17 protein-coding genes are annotated in these 18,310 nt (G+C 58.2%); 5 read left to right on the top strand and 12 right to left on the bottom strand.

All coding sequences use genetic code 11. The features are described 5' to 3' along the window. Positions 1-14: 14 nt before the first annotated feature. On the bottom strand, positions 15-3,188 hold the full coding sequence (locus tag V8J84_RS12165) for a vWA domain-containing protein (protein ID WP_339931482.1): 3,174 nt from the start codon (positions 3,186-3,188) through the stop codon (positions 15-17). Between the two features lie 108 nt (positions 3,189-3,296). Beyond that, positions 3,297-3,935 (bottom strand): hypothetical protein, encoded by a 639-nt coding sequence (locus tag V8J84_RS12170; RefSeq protein ID WP_339931484.1) that lies wholly within the window; start codon positions 3,933-3,935, stop codon positions 3,297-3,299. 304 nt (positions 3,936-4,239) lie between these two features. On the opposite strand from V8J84_RS12170, the gene uvrA reads away from it, so the two are divergent. After that, positions 4,240-7,113, top strand: coding sequence for an excinuclease ABC subunit UvrA (uvrA, locus tag V8J84_RS12175; RefSeq protein ID WP_339931486.1), 2,874 nt, complete (start codon positions 4,240-4,242; stop codon positions 7,111-7,113). Between the two features lie 4 nt (positions 7,114-7,117). Further along, the gene (locus tag V8J84_RS12180) at positions 7,118-7,717 is read left to right on the top strand and encodes a GIN domain-containing protein (protein ID WP_339931488.1); all 600 of its coding nucleotides are present in this window, start codon (positions 7,118-7,120) and stop codon (positions 7,715-7,717) included. On the opposite strand, the gene mmsB is transcribed toward V8J84_RS12180, so the two are convergent. From mmsB to V8J84_RS12210, 6 genes are all read right to left on the bottom strand, one after another. Next, positions 7,714-8,580 (bottom strand): 3-hydroxyisobutyrate dehydrogenase, encoded by an 867-nt coding sequence (gene mmsB / locus V8J84_RS12185; RefSeq protein WP_339931490.1) that lies wholly within the window; start codon positions 8,578-8,580, stop codon positions 7,714-7,716. The genes V8J84_RS12180 and mmsB overlap by 4 nt on opposite strands. Continuing rightward, positions 8,577-9,620: an enoyl-CoA hydratase/isomerase family protein gene (locus V8J84_RS12190; protein ID WP_339931493.1), complete on the bottom strand. Its 1,044-nt coding sequence runs from the start codon at positions 9,618-9,620 to the stop codon at positions 8,577-8,579. The genes mmsB and V8J84_RS12190 overlap by 4 nt, the downstream gene beginning before the upstream one ends. Beyond that, positions 9,617-10,756 (bottom strand): acyl-CoA dehydrogenase family protein, encoded by a 1,140-nt coding sequence (locus tag V8J84_RS12195; RefSeq protein ID WP_339931495.1) that lies wholly within the window; start codon positions 10,754-10,756, stop codon positions 9,617-9,619. The genes V8J84_RS12190 and V8J84_RS12195 overlap by 4 nt, the downstream gene beginning before the upstream one ends. A gap of 123 nt (positions 10,757-10,879) precedes the next feature. Next, a complete protein-coding gene (locus tag V8J84_RS12200; protein WP_339931498.1) occupies positions 10,880-11,227 on the bottom strand; it encodes a plastocyanin/azurin family copper-binding protein in 348 nt (115 codons plus the stop codon). Positions 11,228-11,297: 70 nt separating this feature from the next. Continuing rightward, complete coding sequence (locus tag V8J84_RS12205; protein WP_339931500.1) at positions 11,298-11,720, bottom strand: hypothetical protein; 423 nt, start codon at positions 11,718-11,720, stop codon at positions 11,298-11,300. A 59-nt stretch (positions 11,721-11,779) separates the two neighbouring features. After that, a complete protein-coding gene (locus tag V8J84_RS12210; protein ID WP_339931503.1) occupies positions 11,780-13,279 on the bottom strand; it encodes a CoA-acylating methylmalonate-semialdehyde dehydrogenase in 1,500 nt (499 codons plus the stop codon). Positions 13,280-13,417: 138 nt separating this feature from the next. Here V8J84_RS12210 and V8J84_RS12215 point away from each other — a divergent pair, with 138 nt between their 5' ends. Both V8J84_RS12215 and coaD read left to right on the top strand, forming a co-directional pair. Further along, the gene (locus tag V8J84_RS12215) at positions 13,418-13,852 is read left to right on the top strand and encodes a CBS domain-containing protein (protein WP_339931505.1); all 435 of its coding nucleotides are present in this window, start codon (positions 13,418-13,420) and stop codon (positions 13,850-13,852) included. A gap of 78 nt (positions 13,853-13,930) precedes the next feature. Next, complete coding sequence (gene coaD / locus V8J84_RS12220) at positions 13,931-14,425, top strand: pantetheine-phosphate adenylyltransferase (protein WP_339931507.1); 495 nt, start codon at positions 13,931-13,933, stop codon at positions 14,423-14,425. A 56-nt stretch (positions 14,426-14,481) separates the two neighbouring features. Here the strand turns inward: coaD and V8J84_RS12225 are convergent, their stop codons facing one another. From V8J84_RS12225 to V8J84_RS12235, 3 genes are all read right to left on the bottom strand, one after another. Beyond that, positions 14,482-14,640, bottom strand: a complete 159-nt coding sequence (locus V8J84_RS12225) for a hypothetical protein (protein WP_339931509.1) — start codon at positions 14,638-14,640, stop codon at positions 14,482-14,484. A 221-nt stretch (positions 14,641-14,861) separates the two neighbouring features. Next, positions 14,862-15,863 (bottom strand): type I glyceraldehyde-3-phosphate dehydrogenase, encoded by a 1,002-nt coding sequence (gene gap / locus V8J84_RS12230; protein ID WP_339931511.1) that lies wholly within the window; start codon positions 15,861-15,863, stop codon positions 14,862-14,864. A 99-nt stretch (positions 15,864-15,962) separates the two neighbouring features. Continuing rightward, positions 15,963-16,106 (bottom strand): hypothetical protein, encoded by a 144-nt coding sequence (locus V8J84_RS12235; RefSeq protein ID WP_339931514.1) that lies wholly within the window; start codon positions 16,104-16,106, stop codon positions 15,963-15,965. Between the two features lie 169 nt (positions 16,107-16,275). On the opposite strand from V8J84_RS12235, the gene V8J84_RS12240 reads away from it, so the two are divergent. Further along, the gene (locus V8J84_RS12240; protein WP_339931516.1) at positions 16,276-17,133 is read left to right on the top strand and encodes a transferrin-binding protein-like solute binding protein; all 858 of its coding nucleotides are present in this window, start codon (positions 16,276-16,278) and stop codon (positions 17,131-17,133) included. A gap of 18 nt (positions 17,134-17,151) precedes the next feature. Here V8J84_RS12240 and gap (V8J84_RS12245) read toward each other — a convergent pair whose 3' ends face one another. After that, positions 17,152-18,153, bottom strand: a complete 1,002-nt coding sequence (gene gap, locus V8J84_RS12245; RefSeq protein ID WP_339931518.1) for a type I glyceraldehyde-3-phosphate dehydrogenase — start codon at positions 18,151-18,153, stop codon at positions 17,152-17,154. Between the last annotated feature and the right edge of the window lie 157 nt (positions 18,154-18,310).

Below are 18,310 nucleotides of genomic sequence, written 5' to 3' on the forward strand. Positions count from 1 at the left end.
AATTGGCGTAGGAGTTACTCTGCTGTGACCGTGAAAGGCACATTCGCCAGAACGACACCGCCCTGATGCATGATGTAGCGGATTTCATAGTCGCCCGGCGCCTCTGGCAGTTCCAGCATCAGGGGATTGCCCGCGCTGGTGCGGGTATAGGACGTGTAGCGATCACCGCCGACCAGATAGATTGCAACATAATCGCGTGAATAATCCGGTCCATCCCAACCTACAGGGATCGCTGTGTCAGCAACGCCACTGGGCGGCGCGACAAGCTGCGCTTTGATCGCCTCTACCGTGATAGGCGAGCGGGCGACGACCTTACCGCCTTGTTGCAGCACATAGCGGATTTCATAATCGCCCGCGGTCGGCGGCATGGGGATGACAGCAGGATTACCGGCGCTTGTGCGCACGTAATTGACGTAGCTGTTGTCGCCGACTTCCGACACGGCGATGTAATCACGATCATAGTCGGGCCCATCCCACGTCACGGTGACAGGTTCACCGATATTGGCGGTTGCGGGCGCGCTGACCTCGGCCTTCACGGGTTCAAGGGTGATGATCCGGCTGGCCAGCACATCACCGCCCTGTTGCAGGTGATACCGAATTTCGTATTCACCGGCCTCGGTTGGCATCAGAAGCTGCACGGGGTTTCCTGAACTGGTGCGGGTATAGTTGATATACCGCTCGCCCACGGGACCAACCGCAATGTAATCACGGTCATAATCAGGGCCGTCCCAGCCAACAGAAACGGTGCTGCCCGCAACGGCTGTGTCGGGCGCTGTCACCATTGCACCAACGTCCACGATTTTCAGCGGGGCGGAGGCGATGATATCGCCGCCCTGATGCAGCTGGTAGCGCACCTCGTAGTCGCCCGGCTCGTTCGGCAGAAGCAGGCCCAGCGGATTGCCAGCGCGGGTGCGGGTATAGTTGATGTACCGCTCACCGGGTTTGCCAACCGAGATATAGTCGTTGTCATAATCCGGCCCGTCCCACGCAACGGTCAACGTGCTTCCGGCGGTTGCTTCGGCATCAAAGGTCAGATTGGCCGCCACATCCGTCACTGTGATGTCATGGGTTGCGATGATCTTACCGTTCTGATGCATCTGATAGCGGATCTGATAGTCACCGGGTTCGGTGGGCATCAGCAATTGCAACGGATTGCCAGCGCGGCTGCGGGTGTAGTTGATATACCGCTCGCCCGCAGGGCCGACTGACAGGTAGTCGTTGTCATAGTCGGGGCCGTCCCAACCGACGGTCAGACTTTCACCGGCGATCGCCGTATCAGGCGCTGTGATGGAGCCTTTGAGATCGGTCACCTCAATCGGTGCGCTCGAGATAACAGCGCCACCTTCGTGCAGGTGATAGCGGATTTCGTACTGGCCCGGTTCCGTGGGCATCATGACGCCCAATGGATTGCCTGCGCGGGTGCGTGTGTAGTTAATGTACCGCTCGCCCACAGGGCCGACGGCGATGTAATCATTGTCGTTGTCAGGACCATCCCAAGCAACCATGACCGTCGCCCCAATGGGGGCTGTGGGTTCGAATTGCAGGCTGCCTTGCGCCTCTGTCACTTCAATCGGCTGCGTAAAGATCGTTTCGCGGTCGCGGAAGCGGTAGCGCAGCTCGTAAATGCCGGGTTCGGACGGCGCAGTGAGTGTCACGGTTTGCCCATTGGACGTGTAGCTATAGTCGCTGTAGCCACCTTCGGACGGGCCGATCTGGATATTGTCAAGCGGCGCATTCGGGCCTGTCCACGTGACGTCAAAGCTGCTGCCTACCTCGACGCTATCAGGTGCATCAAGGGCCAATTCAGCGGGCGTCACCTCAAGCGGTCGCGTATAGATCGTTTCGCGGTCGCGGAACCGGTAGCGCAATTCGTAAGTGCCAACGGTGCCCGGTGCAGTCATCTCAAGCGGATTGCCGCGTTCGGTGTAGATATAGCTATCATAGCCACCAGCCGGATCACCGATCTGGATGTTATCACCACCCGCGTCAGGCCCTTCCCAAGTTAGCGTGAACGTCTCACCCACAGCGACGCTGTCAGGCGCATCAATAAAGACAGGTTGATCCTGCACCAGAATGGGCTGCGAATAGATCGTTTCGCTGTCTTTCCAGACATAGCGCAGTTCGTATTCGCCCGCATTTCCTGGCGCGACGAGTGTCAGCGGGTTGCCCGCGCTGGTATAGGTATAATCCAAGTAGGTCCCGCCGATTTCGGCAATCTGGATGTTGTCCAGACCGTCATCGGGGCCGGTCCAACCGACGCTGAAGGTCTCACCGATAATGACCTCGGAGGGGGCATCAAGGGACGCGGTTGGTGTGGCTTCGGGAAAGACAAACACCTCGACCTGAGGTGAGCGGTTCACGGCAATTTCGCGCGTGACCTCAAGTTCGTCGATCAGGCGGTAGGCGGTGATCTCATACGTGCCTTCCAGTGTGTCGCTGACAAAGGGGTTTTCGGTGTCACCGTCCTGTGCGTCGCCAAATGTCCAGATGACAGGGTCTTCGACGAGTGGGCCTGTCTCGGACGCGATCCGAGCTTCAAGCGTCAGGTCAATCAGCGCCGGTTCGGGATCTTCGACTACGGCGGTCAGCGCATCTGTCAATTCGATAGCATTGTCGGCGGTCAGGAAATCACCGCCGGTTTCGTCCGCAATACATTGCATCTGCGCAAGCGCGTCCGCGTCAGATCCCACGTCAAAACCGATCACATGAGCGGTAAAGTCGATGCCTGCTTCTTCCAAAAGACGTGCAGCGGCGCAGGGGTCGGGATTGCAGGTTTCAACACCGTCGCTGACCAGAATGACCGTGGCGCTATCCTCGGTGTAGCGCAACGCTTCTGCGGCAGCGATGATGGCGTCGGTCATGGGCGTCTTGCCCAGCGGTTTGATCCCATTCACTGCGTCGATGATGGCGTCGCGCGTGCCGGGGGCAGGGGCCACGACTGTTTCGATGTCGGTGCAGTTTCCGCGCTCGCGGTGGCCGTATACTGTCAGACCAAGACCCTGATCATCGGGAAAGGTCTGAAGCAGGTCGCCAACAACGTCTTGCGCGATGGTGATCTTTGCGACCCCGTCAATTTGCCCCCACATGGACCCTGACCCGTCCATCACAAGGATAGTATTCGGGCGGTCTTGGGCAACAGCACCGGTGGCAAGGCTGACACCTGTCAGAAGGGCGGGCAAAAAGCGCATTAAAATCTCCATCGCAATAATGTCGTTAGCTAAGCATAGGGGCCAGCCTGTTGGCTAGCCCCGCTGCGGTAAAGGTCAGGAAACCCTGACCGGATGGCAAAGCAACCCTTAGCTGCCGTCCAAGGTCAGAACACCGTAGACATCGCCAAGATCACCAAAACCGCTGAACACGCCGATAGCAGTCGTGCCGTCCCCGACGAATTGACCGCCGACCTTGCCCACAACACCCAGATCTGTTCCGCTGGCAGTATAGCTGAACTGCATGTTCAAATCGACGTCCGACCCTGTCGCAGTGCCGCGCCCGATTTCGCCGGAAATGGCGTTCCGGATGTTGGAGAATGCAACAGAGGTGCCGCTCGCATCCGTGACGTTTTGCAGTTCAACCGTTCCCGCAACCGAATTGGCCAGCAACGGAGACCCAAACTCGCGCAGCAATTCGATTTCACCGTCGTAGATGCGCAGCGGGTTGTTCCTGCCGTCCGTCTCCACCAACGCAAAATCACCATCAAAACGTGCTGTTCCTGTTGGAATTGTTGTGGCCGGGTCTTGCCCGTTGGCGGTTGCAAAACGCGAAAGCGCGGTGCTGGTTGTCGTGGCCGGATTGGTGATCAGGTCAACACGGGTGACTGAATCCGCATAAATCTGGGTGCCTGACGGCATCTGCATCATGTCTTCGGTGTCATTTCCACCGCAGGCAAGCAGAAACAAAGGGGCAGTCATCAGAATGGCTATGCGTTGCATGGTCATGTTCAGAACCTTTCAATCCGTTCAAATTATTTAACTATTAAAGCTGGTCGCAAGCCGGTTGTCTTTCCCCCCAAATGAATGGTGGGGAAACCCTGACCATTTCCGCTTTAGGTTTGGTTGGCGACAAATATCCCATTCAGATCATTATTGGCTGTGGGATCACTGTCAGCGGGCCATTTCCCATCCCCCATGCCGGGGGAACGTGGAATTAATTTTGCGTGTTCGTGTAATGTTCTTTATAAGCACTGGTGCTGCCGCACGATCCGACTATGTGTAAAGGCTGCAAGGCTTGGGGGCTGGACAAATGGCTGAACTAAAGAACATCGAAGTGCGCGGTGCGCGCGAACACAACCTCAAGAATATTGACGTTGATATTCCGCGCGACCAGCTTGTTGTGATTACCGGCTTGTCTGGCTCCGGCAAGTCCAGCTTGGCGTTTGACACGATTTATGCCGAAGGGCAGCGGCGCTATGTCGAAAGCCTGTCGGCCTATGCCCGCCAGTTTCTTGATATGATGGAAAAGCCGGATGTGGATCACATCTCCGGCCTCAGCCCAGCCATTTCGATTGAACAGAAGACCACGTCGAAAAACCCCCGTTCGACGGTCGGCACGATCACCGAAATTTATGACTATCTGCGCCTGCTCTTCGCCCGCGTCGGCACGCCGTATTCGCCCGCCACCGGCATGCCGATTGAGGCGCAGCAAGTGCAGGACATGGTCGACCGCGCCATGACACTGGCGGAAGGAACGCGCGGTTATCTGCTGGCCCCGATCATCCGCGACCGCAAAGGCGAGTACCGCAAGGAATTCCTGGAGCTACGCAAGCAAGGTTTCCAGCGGGTGAAAGTAGACGGTGAGTTCTACGATCTGGACGAGCCGCCAACTCTCGACAAGAAATTCCGCCATGACATCGACGTGGTCGTGGACCGGATTGTTGTGCGCGAGGGGCTGGAGACGCGGCTGGCAGACAGTTTCCGCACAGCACTTGATCTGGCCGACGGCATCGCGATCCTTGAGACCGCGCCGAAAGAGGGCGATCCGGTCCGTCTGACGTTCTCGGAAAACTTTGCCTGTCCGGTGTCTGGCTTCACCATCCCCGAGATCGAGCCGCGTCTGTTTTCATTCAACGCTCCCTTCGGGGCTTGCCCAAGCTGTGATGGTTTGGGGGTCGAGCTGTTCTTTGACGAAGGGCTGGTTGTCCCCGATGTAACCCTGAAAATCGCGGACGGTGCGCTGGCCCCATGGCGCAAAGGCAAATCGCCTTACTTCCTGCAAACCATTGAAGCGATTGCCAAGCACTACGGCTTTAACAAATCCGCCCGCTGGAAGGACTTGGAACCTAAGGTGCAAGAGGTGTTTCTGCGTGGCTCCGGCAAGGAAGAGATCAAGTTCCGCTATGACGAAGGCGGGCGCGTTTATCAGGTCTCCCGCCCGTTTGAAGGCGTGATCCCCAATATGGAACGCCGCTACCGCGAGACAGACAGCAACTGGATCCGCGAAGAATTCGAGCAATACCAGAACAACCGTCCCTGCGGCACCTGCGGTGGTTTCCGCCTGCGCGAAGAGGCTTTGGCGGTGAAGATCGGGTCATCGGGCGATGACCTGCTGCACGTCGGTCACGTGGTGCAAATGTCGATCAAAGAGGCATTTGACTGGTGCAAGACCGTGCCAGCCGACCTGACCAAACAGAAGAACGAGATCGCCCATGCGATCCTGAAGGAAATCCGCGAACGGCTTGGGTTCTTGAATAACGTCGGCCTTGATTACCTGACGCTGTCCCGTAATTCCGGCACGTTGTCGGGGGGTGAGAGCCAGCGTATCCGTCTCGCCAGCCAGATCGGGTCCGGTTTGCAAGGGGTGCTTTATGTGCTGGACGAGCCGTCGATTGGCCTGCACCAGCGCGACAATGATCGTCTGCTAACAACGCTGAAAAACCTGCGCGATCAGGGCAATACGGTGATCGTGGTGGAACATGATGAGGAAGCGATCCGCGAGGCGGATTATGTGTTCGACATCGGGCCGGGGGCCGGTGTGCACGGCGGGCAGGTTGTCGCAAAGGGCACACCGCAAGAGATCATGGCGAACAAGGATTCCATTACGGGCCAATACCTTGTCGGCACGCGCGAGATTGAGGTGCCGAAAAAGCGCCGCAAGGGCAAAGGCAAAAAGCTGACCGTGGTGAAGGCCACGGGCAACAACTTGCAAAACGTGACCGCCGATTTCCCGTTGGGGCAATTCGTGTGTGTGACTGGTGTGTCTGGCGGTGGCAAGTCCACGCTGACCATCGAGACGCTGTTCAAGAATGCCTCGCAAAAGCTGAACGGCTCGCGGCAAGTGCCAGCGCCTTGCGAAACGATCAAAGGGTTCGAGCATCTGGATAAGGTGATCGACATTGACCAGCGCCCGATTGGGCGCACGCCACGGTCAAACCCGGCGACTTACACCGGTGCGTTCACCCCGATCCGCGACTGGTTTGCCGGTCTGCCGGAAAGCAAGGCGCGCGGCTACAAGCCCGGTCGCTTTAGCTTCAACGTCAAAGGCGGGCGGTGCGAGGCGTGTCAGGGTGACGGTGTCATCAAAATCGAGATGCACTTCCTGCCAGACGTCTATGTGACCTGCGAAACCTGCAAAGGTGCGCGCTACAATCGCGAGACCTTGGAAATCCAGTTCAAGGGCAAGAGCATCGCCGATGTGCTTGATATGACTGTGGAAGATGCGCAGACGTTCTTTACCGCCGTCCCGTCGATCCGCACGAAAATGGATGCGCTGGTGCGTGTGGGGCTTGGCTATATCAAGGTCGGACAGCAGGCGACCACGCTTTCGGGCGGTGAGGCGCAGCGCGTGAAACTGTCCAAGGAACTGGCGCGGGCCAGCACGGGGCGCACGCTTTATATCCTCGACGAGCCCACAACGGGCCTGCATTTCGAGGATGTGCGCAAGCTGCTTGAAGTGCTGCACGAGTTGGTCGATCAGGGCAATTCCGTGATTGTGATCGAACACAACCTTGATGTTGTCAAAACTGCCGATCATATCATCGACATCGGTCCCGAAGGGGGCGACGGCGGTGGCAAGATCGTGGCGAAGGGCACACCCGAACAGGTGGCCAAAATCGCCGAGAGCCATACTGGACGCTACCTTGCGCCCATGCTGGGCTTGGGGACGCTGGCAGCGGAGTAACGCGATGACACGGTTGGCGATGGTATTGGCAGTTTGTGCGGGCGCCGCGCAGGCCGAGGAATTGGTGATCGACCAGACCGGCTTTACCGCCATCCACGTGAACGAGGACGTGACCGTCAACATCACCTATGGCGATGAATACAGCGTCGTGGCGCGCACGGTCGATGGCGATTTGAGCAAGTTGGACGTCAACCGGTATTCTGGCTGGCTCGTTTTTAACCGCGATACGCGCTGGTTTATCTTTCCCAACGGACGGACGGATGAATTCATCGTCGATATCACCACGCCTGTCTTGAACGAGGTGAAGTCATTTGATGGATCGCGCGTTTTTGTGACGGGTCTCACCGCTGACGCATTGCGGGCCGAAGCCGCGACAGGCGGGACGCTGACGTTGCTGGATGCGTCAGTCGATGACCTTGCGCTTGTGGTAAATGACGGGTCCATCGCGGCCGATGGCACATGCGAAACGGTCGCGTTGACGGGAACTGCCGGATTTGTGGATGCGTCGGCGCTTGCTTGCGCGACAGGCACTGCGCCGCCGCAAGATGTGATCCAATCCATGTTCGGCGACAGTGTCCGGCTCGAGGTGAAGCCCGCAGACTAGCGTCCGCGCTTTTCAAACCGCGGCAGCATCGCCGAGAAATCGCGGCCAAGCCCGTCTTCCTCTTCCACAAACTGTGCGTAAAGTTCGGTCGCGCGGGCACCCATGGGCGTGTCGGCGTCCACGGCCTCTGCCGCCATTTGCGACAGGCGTAAATCCTTGAGCATCAATTCCGCCGCGAAACCGGGCTTATAGTCATTATCCGCAGGCGATTGCGGGCCGATACCCGGGGCGGGGCAGTAGGCGTTCATCGTCCAGCTATAGCCCGACGATGTGCTGACCACGTCGAACATCGCCTGACGATCCAGCCCGAGTTTATCAGCCAGGACAAAGGCTTCGGTCGTGGCGATCATTGTCGCACCCAAGATCATGTTGTTGCAGATTTTGGCCGCTTGGCCGTTGCCAGCGTCACCACAGTGCACGGCCTTTTGCCCCATGATGTCAAACAGCGGCTGAACGGTGGCAAAAGCATCCTCTGGCCCGCCTGCCATGAAGGTGAGCGTGCCGTTTGTCGCCCCGCCAATTCCGCCGGACACGGGGGCGTCAACCGCGCCCAGACCGGCTGCGGCGGCTTGCTCTGCCACGGCGCGGGCGCTGTCCACATCAACGGTTGAACAGTCCAGATGCACTGCGCCGGATTTCATCGCCGGATGAATTTCAGCGGCGACACTGCGCAGAATGTCACCGTTGGGCAGCATGGTGATGACGACGTCAGCGCCCGCAGCGGCCTTTGCGGCGCTGTCGGCCATGGTTAGACCGTCAGGCGCGGCAGCAGTGTCAAAACCCGTCACCGCATGGCCCGCCGCGGCAAGGTTCGCGGCCATCGGTGCGCCCATGTTGCCAAGTCCGATAAATCCGATTTTCATGGGCTTTCCTCCAGTTTCAAAGCGTCGTTGCCCAAAGGCAAGGTCATGCGCAAGACGTCGCCACCCGTTACGTCCTGCCAAGTGGCGTGCTGCCATTTCGGGCTGCGGTCACGGTCGATAATTGCGGCACGGATGCCTTCGATAAAGTCGCCGTGTTCCATTGCCCGATAGGTAAAGCGAAATTCCTGATCCAGCGCGTTTTCAATCGTCTGGCGGGTGCGAACGCGGTGGATAAGCTCGACCGTGACAGCAAGCGACAGTGGCGCGTGGCGGCCCATCAGCTTGGTCGCGTGGGCGAGGGCGGGCGGCAGATCATCGGGCATCGCGCGGTAGATGTCGCCCAAAGTCTCGCCGCCAAACACGCTGTCGATGTCGCTTTGCCAGCTCGCAAGGCGGCTGACGGGGGCAGGGGCGGCGGTGCTGTCAATCGCTGTCCAATCGCCGGTGTCGCAAAGCGTCGCCTTCAATTCATCCCATTGGTCTTGGGGGATAAAATAGTCGGCGAAGCCTGCATAAATCGCGTCGCCTGCGTCCATGCGGTCGCCTGTCAGGCCAAGGTATTCGCCCAGCCGTCCCGGTGCCTGGGCCAGCAAAAGCGAGCCGCCCACGTCAGGCACCAGCCCGATGGAAACCTCCGGCATGGCAATCTGGCTGGTTTCGCAAACGATCCGGTGCGACGCGTGGCAAGACACGCCCACGCCGCCGCCCATCGTGAAGCCCTGCATGAAGCTGACGACGGGTTTGGGGAAATGGAAAAACTTGGCGTTCAGGCGGTATTCGTCGCGCCAGAACCGGCGCCCATAGTCGAAGTCACCGCGCAGGCCGCTGGCATACATCTCGGCAATATCGCCGCCGGAACAGAATGCCTTGTCGCCAGCGCCTTCCATGATGACGAGTTTCACCGCGTCATCGTCGCACCATGTGTCCAGCGCGTCTTCGATGGCCAGACACATCTCCCACGTCAGCGCGTTCAGCGCCTTGGGGCGGTTGAGCGTGATGCGGCCTGCGTGGCCATCTTTGCGGATGATGATGTCGGTCATTTGGCCAGCATGTGCCGCGCGGTGATGACGCGCATGATCTCGTTGGTGCCTTCAAGAATTTGATGCACCCGCAGATCGCGCACGATCTTTTCGATGCCGTAGTCGCCCAAATAGCCGTAGCCGCCGTGCAGTTGCAGGCATTGGTCGGCCACCTGACTTCCCGCTTCGGTGCACAGCTTTTTGGCCATCGCACAGAAGGCCGTTGCATCCGGTGCGCCTGTGTCCAGTTTCCACGCCGCCTGGCGCAGGAATGTGCGGGCGGATTGCAGAGCGATCTCTGCGTCAGCAAGGCGGAATTGCAGGCCTTGGAACTGGTCGATGGTTTTGCCAAAGGCCTTACGTTCGCCCATGTAGGCAACGGTCTGGTCCAACGCGGCCTGCGCAGCACCGATGGAGCACGCGGCAATATTCAGGCGGCCCCCGTCGAGCCCTTTCATGGCATAGGTAAAGCCTTTGCCTTCTTCGCCCAAAAGGCCGTCAGCGGGGATATGCGCGTCGTCCAACTGCACCTGCCGTGTGGGTTGCGACCGCCAACCCATCTTGTCTTCCAGCCCGCCGTAGGACAGGCCATCTTTACTATCGTGGATCAGGAACGCGCTCACGCCTTTTGGCCCGTCATCACCGCTGCGGGCCATGACGATATAGGCGTCTGAGTAGCCACCGCCGGAGATGAATGCCTTGGTGCCAGTGAGCGCATACCCTTCGTTGGTGCGCTGCGCCTTGGTCTTCAGCGCCGCGGCGTCAGAACCTGAACCGGGTTCGGTCAGGCAATAGGACAGCACGGTGTCCATGGTCAGCGCCTTTGGCAGCACATCCGCCTTCATTGCATCAGATCCGAAGTCGTCGATCATCTTGGCGCACATATTATGGATCGACAGGAACGCCGCGACGGATGCGCAGGACTGCGACAGCGCCTCGAACACCAGCGTGGCATCCAGCCGTGACAGACCTGATCCGCCACTTTCCTCCGAGACATAAAGCCCGCCAAAGCCAAGCGCGGCCAGTTCGGGCCAAAGCGATTTTGGAATCTCGCCGTCCGCCTCCCATTGGCGGGCGTGCGGCGCGATATGCTCGGCCCCGAAGGCCTGTGCCATATCGAAAATCGCGGTCTGTTCTTCGGTGAGTGCAAAATCCATGGTGATCCCCGATGTGCAGGAATTGAACGCTTGTTAAATTCTTGCCGGAATAGGGATCGTTGTCAAAGCAAAAGGGCGCAGCAAGCGCCGCGCCCTTTTTTCCAAACCCCGAGGATAGTTGGATTAGCTGATTGTTATCGTGCCGCGCATGTTGGCATGCGGGCGACAGCGATAGTTGATCGAACCGGCAGAACCGAACGTGAGACTTGCCGACTGTCCAGGTTGCAAGAGGCCGGTATCAAACAGATTGTTCGTGGATTCCCACGCGCTGTGCGCGGTGCTATCCTGATTAACCCAAGTCACAGTATCGCCGGCCTTGATCTGCAAGTTCGCTGGCGAAAATGCGAAGTTCTGGATGACAACCGTGTGGTTTGTGGCGTGGCCGTCGGCGTTTGCGGAGGTGACCGCAAGCGGTAAAACGGCCGCAGAGGCGGCGATACGCAATGCGGCGCGGCGTGTCAGATTGGTCATTGAAATCTCCCTGATATGTATTTGCTTATGGTTAAGACACGAGCCTAGCGGAAAAGAGTTTCAAAATTGATTAAATATCTTCGGTATCAAAGAAAAGTGAGAGATCGTTTTCCTTTTGTCCAAGATATTCAATGGCTTGCTGCTTGGTTTCGGCAATCAGGGGGATGACAGCGGGGACATGCTCCCATGATTTGCGAACCATGACAGCCATATCAAGTCCTGTGGGGTTGGGCGCATACATCACCAGAATCGTCTCGAACCCTTCGGGCAGGACAATGTCCGCGGTCTTTGCCTGAAGCGCCAGCACGCCGACATATTCGGGGTCAAAGCTGGTGACGCCTGAAAAATCGACAAGGTGTTTCTGGCCCGGTGCGGCATCCGGATGGGCGTGATAGGCGGCCAGCGTGTCTTCGCCTTGCTGAACGGTGAAATGGTCCCAATACCGCAACACAGCAATGCCGCGAGACTTTAGTATCCTGAGACTTGCGCCCATAATTCACCCCCCGCAATGACAAAGGCCCGACCAAACTGGCCGGGCCCAATTGTGATTGATTAGTCCATAGGCTTGAAGTTGAACTCACCGCCTTCTTTGATCCCCGACGGCCAACGCGATGTGATCGTCTTGGTGCGGGTGTAGAACTTGAAGGCATCCGGTCCATGCTGGTTCAGGTCACCGAAGACCGATTTTTTCCAGCCGCCGAAGGTGTGATAGGCCAAAGGCACAGGGATCGGCACGTTTATTCCGACCATGCCGATATTGATCCGGTTGGCAAAGTCACGCGCGGTGTCGCCGTCACGCGTAAAGATCGCGGTGCCGTTGCCGTATTCGTGGTCCATGGCCATGCCGATGGCCTCTTCATACGTCTGGGCACGGACGCAGGACAGAACAGGGCCGAAGATTTCTTTTTTGTAGATGTCCATATCGGTCGTCACGCGGTCAAACAGATGCGCGCCGACGAAGAACCCGTCCTCATAGCCCTGCAGGCTGAAGTCGCGGCCATCGACGACAAGTTCTGCGCCTTGGTCGATCCCGGTCTGCACAAGGCCAAGAATGTTTTCCTTGGCGGCAGCGGTCACGACGGGGCCGTAATCCACATCGTTGCCGGATGTATATGGCCCGACCTTCAGCTTTTCGATGCGTGGCACGAGCTTTTCGACCAGACGGTCGGCGGTATCCTCGCCCACAGGTACAGCGACGGAAATGGCCATGCAGCGTTCGCCCGCAGCGCCGTAGCCCGCGCCGATCAGCGCGTCGGCGGCCTGATCCATATCCGCGTCGGGCATGATGATCATGTGGTTCTTGGCACCGCCGAAACACTGCACGCGCTTGCCGTTGGAACAGCCGCGCCCGTAGATGTATTCAGCAATAGGGGTGGAGCCGACAAAGCCGATGGACTGGATCACATCGTGATCGATGATCGCGTCCACAGCCTCTTTATCGCCGTTCACAACCTGAATGATGCCTTTGGGCAGGCCTGCTTCCTCAAGCAGCTCGGCCAGCATCAGCGGGACGGATGGATCACGCTCTGACGGTTTGAGGATGAAGGCGTTGCCGCAGACAATGGCGGGCGCGAACATCCACATCGGGATCATGGCCGGAAAGTTGAACGGCGTGATACCTGCGGACACGCCAAGCGGCTGTTTCATCGAATACATGTCGATGCCGGGGCCGGCCGAGTCGGTGTAGTCGCCTTTCAGCAATTCCGGCGCGCCAATGCAGTATTCAACCACCTCAAGCCCGCGCTGCACGTCGCCCTTGGCATCGGGGATTGTCTTGCCGTGCTCACGGCTGAGCGCCTCGGCCAGTTTATCCATGTCGCGATTGAGCAAGCCCACAAAGGCCATCATCACGCGCGCGCGGCGTTGTGGGTTGGTGGCAGCCCATGCAGGCTGTGCGGCAGCGGCGACCTGAACCGCGTGCGCCAGTTCTTCGGCGTTGGCCAGCGGCAGCTTGGCTTGCACTTCGCCTGTGGCGGGGTTGAAGACGTCGGCAAAACGGCCAGACGTGCCTTTGACGTGTTCGCCGCCGATGTAGTGGGTCAATTCTTGCATGGGTTCCTCCTGAGACTTGCGGCGACCATAGGCGGGCTATGCAGGGCGGGCAATCGCCAGCGTAAAAATTCGCACCGCTTGACAAATAGCCCTGCAATTTGGGACGCTTGGGTGCAATCATTGCGAAAGGGCAGACCCATGATCGTATCGAAAATCCTGCAATCGAAGGCTGACAGTGGCGTGATCAGTGTCAAACCGGGGGATAAGGTGACGGACGCGGTCAAGCTGATGTCCGACAACCGGATCGGCACCGTGGTGGTGTCAGCGGATGGCGCATCTCTCGACGGGATTCTGTCCGAGCGTGATATTGTGCGCGAGATGGGCAAGCGTGGCACGGCCTGTCTGGACGAACCGGTCAGCGGTATGATGACCGCCAGGCTGGTAACCTGCACACCTGCGGACCAAGCCGACGCGGTGCTGGAGCAGATGACCCAAGGTCGCTTTCGCCACATGCCGGTGATGGATGATGGTAAAATGATGGGCCTGATTTCCATCGGTGATGTGGTCAAAGCCCGCCTGTCAGAGCTTTCGATGGAGAAAGACGCGCTGCAAGGCATGATCATGGGCCACTAAGGCCGTTTTCGCGCCTTGCCAAACGGTGCGTGATCGGATTGCTTGCGCCCACCACGACGACTGCTTTGAGGGCTGCCTATGCGCATCGGACTATATCCCGGCACTTTCGACCCGCTGCACCACGGGCATATCGATATTATCCGGCGTGGCTGCACGCTGGTGGACCGTTTGGTCATCGGTGTGGCGATCAACCGCGATAAAGGCCCGCTGTTTTCATTGGAAGAGCGTGTGGATATGGTCAAATCCCAATGCGAGCCCATCGGTGCGCAGACGGGGACCGAGATTGTCGTTCATCCCTTCGAGAACCTGTTAATCGACTGCGCCCGCGATGTGGGGGCAGGGGTCATCATCCGTGGACTGCGGGCTGTGGCGGACTTCGAATATGAATTCCAGATGGTGGGCATGAACCGGTCGCTGGATAACACCATCGAAACGGTGTTCCTGATGGCGGATGCGAAAAATCAGGCGATTGCGTCCAAACTGGTCAAGGAAATCGCGCGCCTGCACGGTGACGTGACCAAATTCGTCAGCCCTGCGGTCAAGCTTGCACTGGCGGAAAAGCTGACATCTTAAACGCGAAAAGCCGCCCCGGTTGGGACGGCTGGTGCGTTTTGCCGGTAAGGCGGTATTTAGCCGTAGACGGCTTTGTAGGCGATCTTGCCTGCATCTTCGCGATACATGCCCAGATCAAGTGCCACATCAAGCGGCATGTTTGCGATTTCACGCTTTGTCCGCAGGTAAGCTGCGTGTTTTTCAGCGGCGATGCGCATTGTGTTCAGTACAGACATTTTGCATCCTTTTCTCTTTGCAAGTTGTGTTGTCTTGCTCTGATATTTGGCGATGCGCGGGGCCGTAACAACGCCCAGAAACAGACAACCCGCATTGCGTTTTTTGCATAGGTTATGCGGGAACGTTGCGTGTGCTTTAGGCGTTATGATCATCGCTTGCGCGCAAGAAAAAAGGCGCACCCGCAAGGATGCGCCTTTGGTATCACGAAACGCGATAAGTCTTAGATCAGCTTGCCCATCGCAACAGCCGTATCGGCCATCCGGTTAGAGAAGCCCCATTCATTGTCGTACCAGCTCAGGATGCGGACCATGTTGCCGTCAAGCACCTTGGTCTGGTCAAGATGGAAGATCGACGAATGTGGATCGTGGTTGAAGTCAGAGCTGACCATTGGCAGATCGGTATAGCCCAACACGCCTTTCAGCGGGCCATCTGCGGCTGCGATAATTGCGTTGTTGACCTCTTCCACGGTTGTGTCTTTGGACGCTTCGAATGTCAGATCAACCACGGAGACGTTTGGCGTTGGCACGCGGATCGCAACACCGTCCAGTTTTCCGTCAAGGTCCGGCAGCACGAGGCCAACGGCTTTGGCGGCACCGGTGGATGTCGGGATCATGGACAAGGCGGCTGCGCGGGCGCGATAAAGGTCTTTGTGCATGGTATCCAGCGTCGGCTGGTCGCCGGTGTAGCTGTGGATTGTTGTCATAAAGCCTTTGGTGATGCCGATCGCATCATCCAGCACCATTGCCACGGGCGACAGGCAGTTTGTGGTGCACGACGCGTTTGACACGACGATATCGTCAGACGTCAGTGTGTAATGGTTCACGCCATACACGATGGTTTTGTCAGCGTCTTTGCCGGGGGCCGAGATCAGCACGCGGCTGGAGCCGTTATCAAGGTGCGCCTGGCAAGCCTCTTTGCTGGTAAAGATGCCTGTGCATTCTAGCACAACATCAACGTCGGACCACGGCAGATCGGCAGGGTTGCGGATCGCTGTGACCTTCATCGGGCCACGGCCCACGTCGATGGTGTCTTCGGTTGTGGTGACAGTTGCGGGGAAACGACCATGCACGCTGTCAAAGCGCAGCAGGTGCGCGTTTGTCTCAACCGGACCCAGATCGTTGATTGCGACCACTTCGATATCGGTGCGACCGCTTTCGATGATGGCCCGCAGCACGTTGCGCCCGATCCGACCGAAACCGTTGATTGCGACTTTGACTGCCATGATGGTTCTCCAATTCTGATTGGTAACGGGCCGAAACCCCAAATGTTGGCGCTAACATTGCGATTTATGCGCAAAGGTCAACCTCAGAACAGGTAGAGCCTAGCGCCAGAATGCAAGTATATCGATTACCGCGATCAAACGGCGAAACAGGAATGTCAGCGCATCTAGGTGAAGCACATAGTGATCCAGCGCAAAAAAGCCGATGATCAGAAGTGCGAGAAAGATCGCGATGCCATTTGTCATGGGTGCGGGTGTAGCGCGGCCTACGCGGCAGGCAAAGTGTGAACGGCGATTGCGGTGCAGGAACTTTTGCAAAGATGCATAATCGCGATGATGACCGATTGTCTCGAACGTGGGGAATTGATAATTTGCAGTATCGCGGTGCTGTGTCGCGACTCCACAGGGTATTAAAATGCTGAAACAAATCTCGCTCGTAAGCTGTCTTGGTCTTGTCGCGGCCTGCGGCGGCAGTGGCGGCGGGGGCGGTAGCATGACGATGAACCCGCCGACTGCTGCGCAATACACGCCACTGACCAACCGGATGTCGGTGCAAAGTGATGTCGTCGGTGTGGCTTACGTGGATAGCCTTGGGCGTATTTCGACGGCGCCGAACATCTTTGACACACAAGATGAGCAATACATTACGGTCAGCGGGACGTTTGATCACGCGACAGGAACGGCGCGCCTGTCACGTGATGGCACGGTTGTGACCGCGACAGCAGATTCGCAGGCATTGCAGGGGCGCGATTTGGGGCTTTACCGCTATTCGGGTGTCAGCAATCAGTTTCTGGTGCGCGATCCGGCCGATCCGGACAACAATGATATCGCGCAGTCATCGCAAGTCGTCTTTGGTATCCCGACACGCGATGCGGACATGCCGACGACGACAACCGCGCTTTATCAAGGTGACGCGGTCATCACGTACCAAACCGACGACAGCTTTAGCGGAATTCGGTCCGATGCCATCGTCAGCGCGAATTTCGCAGCGGGCCGTGTGACTGTGGCGATTGTGCCGGAAAGCACGCAAGACGACGATCCGTTTGACCGGTTCGAGCGGCGCAACATGATCATCGACGGATCAAGCTTTCGCGGTGGATTTGCGCGTTTCACGCTGGACGGCAAAGCGGTCAATCCGACTGGCACAACCCAATCCAGCTTTGCCCGTGGTGAGTTTTTCGGCCCTGTGGATGCAGAGCCTGCCGAGGTCGGCGGTATGATCCGCGTCACGGGATCAGACGCGGAAGTGACAGCGACCTTTATCGCGCGCTAAGGCGGCGGGCAGGGGCGGTTAGTGTAACCGTCCCATGGTGGCGGCAACATCGGCCATGCGGGCCGAAAAGCCCCATTCGTTGTCATACCAAGCCAGAACACGTACCGTTTTGCCGCCGACCACCTTGGTTTGATCCGGCGCAAAGATGCAGCTTTCGGTGGTGTGGTTGAAATCTATGCTGACCTTCGCCTCATCATCATAGGACATGACCATGCCCATGTAGCCGCCTGCAGCTTCGGCCACGATGGCGTTGATATCGGCGGCGGTGACGGACTTTCCTGCCTCAAAAGTCAGATCGACAGCCGAAACATTTGGCGTGGGCACGCGCATTGCCGTGCCGTCCAACTTGCCTGCCAGTTCTGGCAACACCTCGCCCAGTGCTTTGGCCGCACCGGTGGACGTGGGGATCATCGCCATTGCGGCAGCGCGCGCACGGTAAAGGTCGCTGTGACGGCGGTCCAACGTTGGTTGGTCGCCGGTATAGCTGTGGATTGTGGTCATGATACCGCGCTCGATGCCGACGGCGTCGTTCAGCACCTTGGCAAGCGGGGCAAGGCAGTTTGTTGTGCACGACCCGTTCGAGATCAGCTTTTCCTGCGCCATCATATCGCGGTGGTTGACGCCATAGACAACGGTGCGATCCACGTTGCGGGCAGGGGCCGAGATCAGCACCTTGCCTGCGCCACGCGTCAGGTGAACACCTGCCTGATTGCCATCGTTGAACTTGCCTGTGCATTCCAGAACGACATCCACACCGGACCAGTCCAGTTCCTGCGGATCATAGGTCGACATGACGTCAATCGGCCCGCGTCCCAGATCAAGCGTGTTGCCGTTGACCTTGACCGGTGTGCCAAAGCGCCCGTGGACACTGTCGTATTTCAGCAGATGCGCGTTTGTCTCAATCGGGCCGGTCGCGTTGATTTTGACTACCTGCACGTCGTTGCGCGCCGCTTCGGTGATGTGGGCCAGTGTGCAACGGCCAATCCGGCCAAATCCGTTGATGCCAATTGTAACCGTCATGGTGTCGCGCCTTCCGTCTTGCTGTTTGAGCGGACCCTAGGCCAGCGCACAACGGTGGGCCAAGAAAAATCAACATATTTTCAGCATGTTAACGGTAACAGGTGGCCGTGTTTTGGTGTTTGCGCTAACTGTTTGCGCAACCGTGTGCCGGTCTGGT

It is taken from the genome of Yoonia sp. 208BN28-4 (genome assembly GCF_037543925.1).
In the GTDB taxonomy this organism is placed as follows: Bacteria; Pseudomonadota; Alphaproteobacteria; order Rhodobacterales; family Rhodobacteraceae; genus Yoonia.

Excerpts from the sequence above, each read along its gene's own strand:
- V8J84_RS12225 (WP_339931509.1), bottom strand. The coding sequence starts at position 14,640 with ATGTCTGTACTGAACACAATGCGCATCGCCGCTGAAAAACACGCAGCT.
- gap (WP_339931518.1), bottom strand. The coding sequence starts at position 18,153 with ATGACGGTTACAATTGGCATCAACGGATTTGGCCGGATTGGCCGTTGC.
- V8J84_RS12235 (WP_339931514.1), bottom strand. The coding sequence starts at position 16,106 with ATGACAAATGGCATCGCGATCTTTCTCGCACTTCTGATCATCGGCTTT.
- V8J84_RS12180 (WP_339931488.1), top strand. The coding sequence starts at position 7,118 with ATGACACGGTTGGCGATGGTATTGGCAGTTTGTGCGGGCGCCGCGCAG.
- V8J84_RS12240 (WP_339931516.1), top strand. The coding sequence starts at position 16,276 with ATGCTGAAACAAATCTCGCTCGTAAGCTGTCTTGGTCTTGTCGCGGCC.
- V8J84_RS12210 (WP_339931503.1), bottom strand. The coding sequence starts at position 13,279 with ATGCAAGAATTGACCCACTACATCGGCGGCGAACACGTCAAAGGCACG.
- gap (WP_339931511.1), bottom strand. The coding sequence starts at position 15,863 with ATGGCAGTCAAAGTCGCAATCAACGGTTTCGGTCGGATCGGGCGCAAC.
- V8J84_RS12190 (WP_339931493.1), bottom strand. The coding sequence starts at position 9,620 with ATGACCGACATCATCATCCGCAAAGATGGCCACGCAGGCCGCATCACG.
- V8J84_RS12200 (WP_339931498.1), bottom strand. The coding sequence starts at position 11,227 with ATGACCAATCTGACACGCCGCGCCGCATTGCGTATCGCCGCCTCTGCG.
- V8J84_RS12215 (WP_339931505.1), top strand. The coding sequence starts at position 13,418 with ATGATCGTATCGAAAATCCTGCAATCGAAGGCTGACAGTGGCGTGATC.
- coaD (WP_339931507.1), top strand. The coding sequence starts at position 13,931 with ATGCGCATCGGACTATATCCCGGCACTTTCGACCCGCTGCACCACGGG.
- V8J84_RS12165 (WP_339931482.1), bottom strand. The coding sequence starts at position 3,188 with ATGCGCTTTTTGCCCGCCCTTCTGACAGGTGTCAGCCTTGCCACCGGT.
- V8J84_RS12170 (WP_339931484.1), bottom strand. The coding sequence starts at position 3,935 with ATGACCATGCAACGCATAGCCATTCTGATGACTGCCCCTTTGTTTCTG.
- V8J84_RS12195 (WP_339931495.1), bottom strand. The coding sequence starts at position 10,756 with ATGGATTTTGCACTCACCGAAGAACAGACCGCGATTTTCGATATGGCA.
- V8J84_RS12205 (WP_339931500.1), bottom strand. The coding sequence starts at position 11,720 with ATGGGCGCAAGTCTCAGGATACTAAAGTCTCGCGGCATTGCTGTGTTG.
- mmsB (WP_339931490.1), bottom strand. The coding sequence starts at position 8,580 with ATGAAAATCGGATTTATCGGACTTGGCAACATGGGCGCACCGATGGCC.
- uvrA (WP_339931486.1), top strand. The coding sequence starts at position 4,240 with ATGGCTGAACTAAAGAACATCGAAGTGCGCGGTGCGCGCGAACACAAC.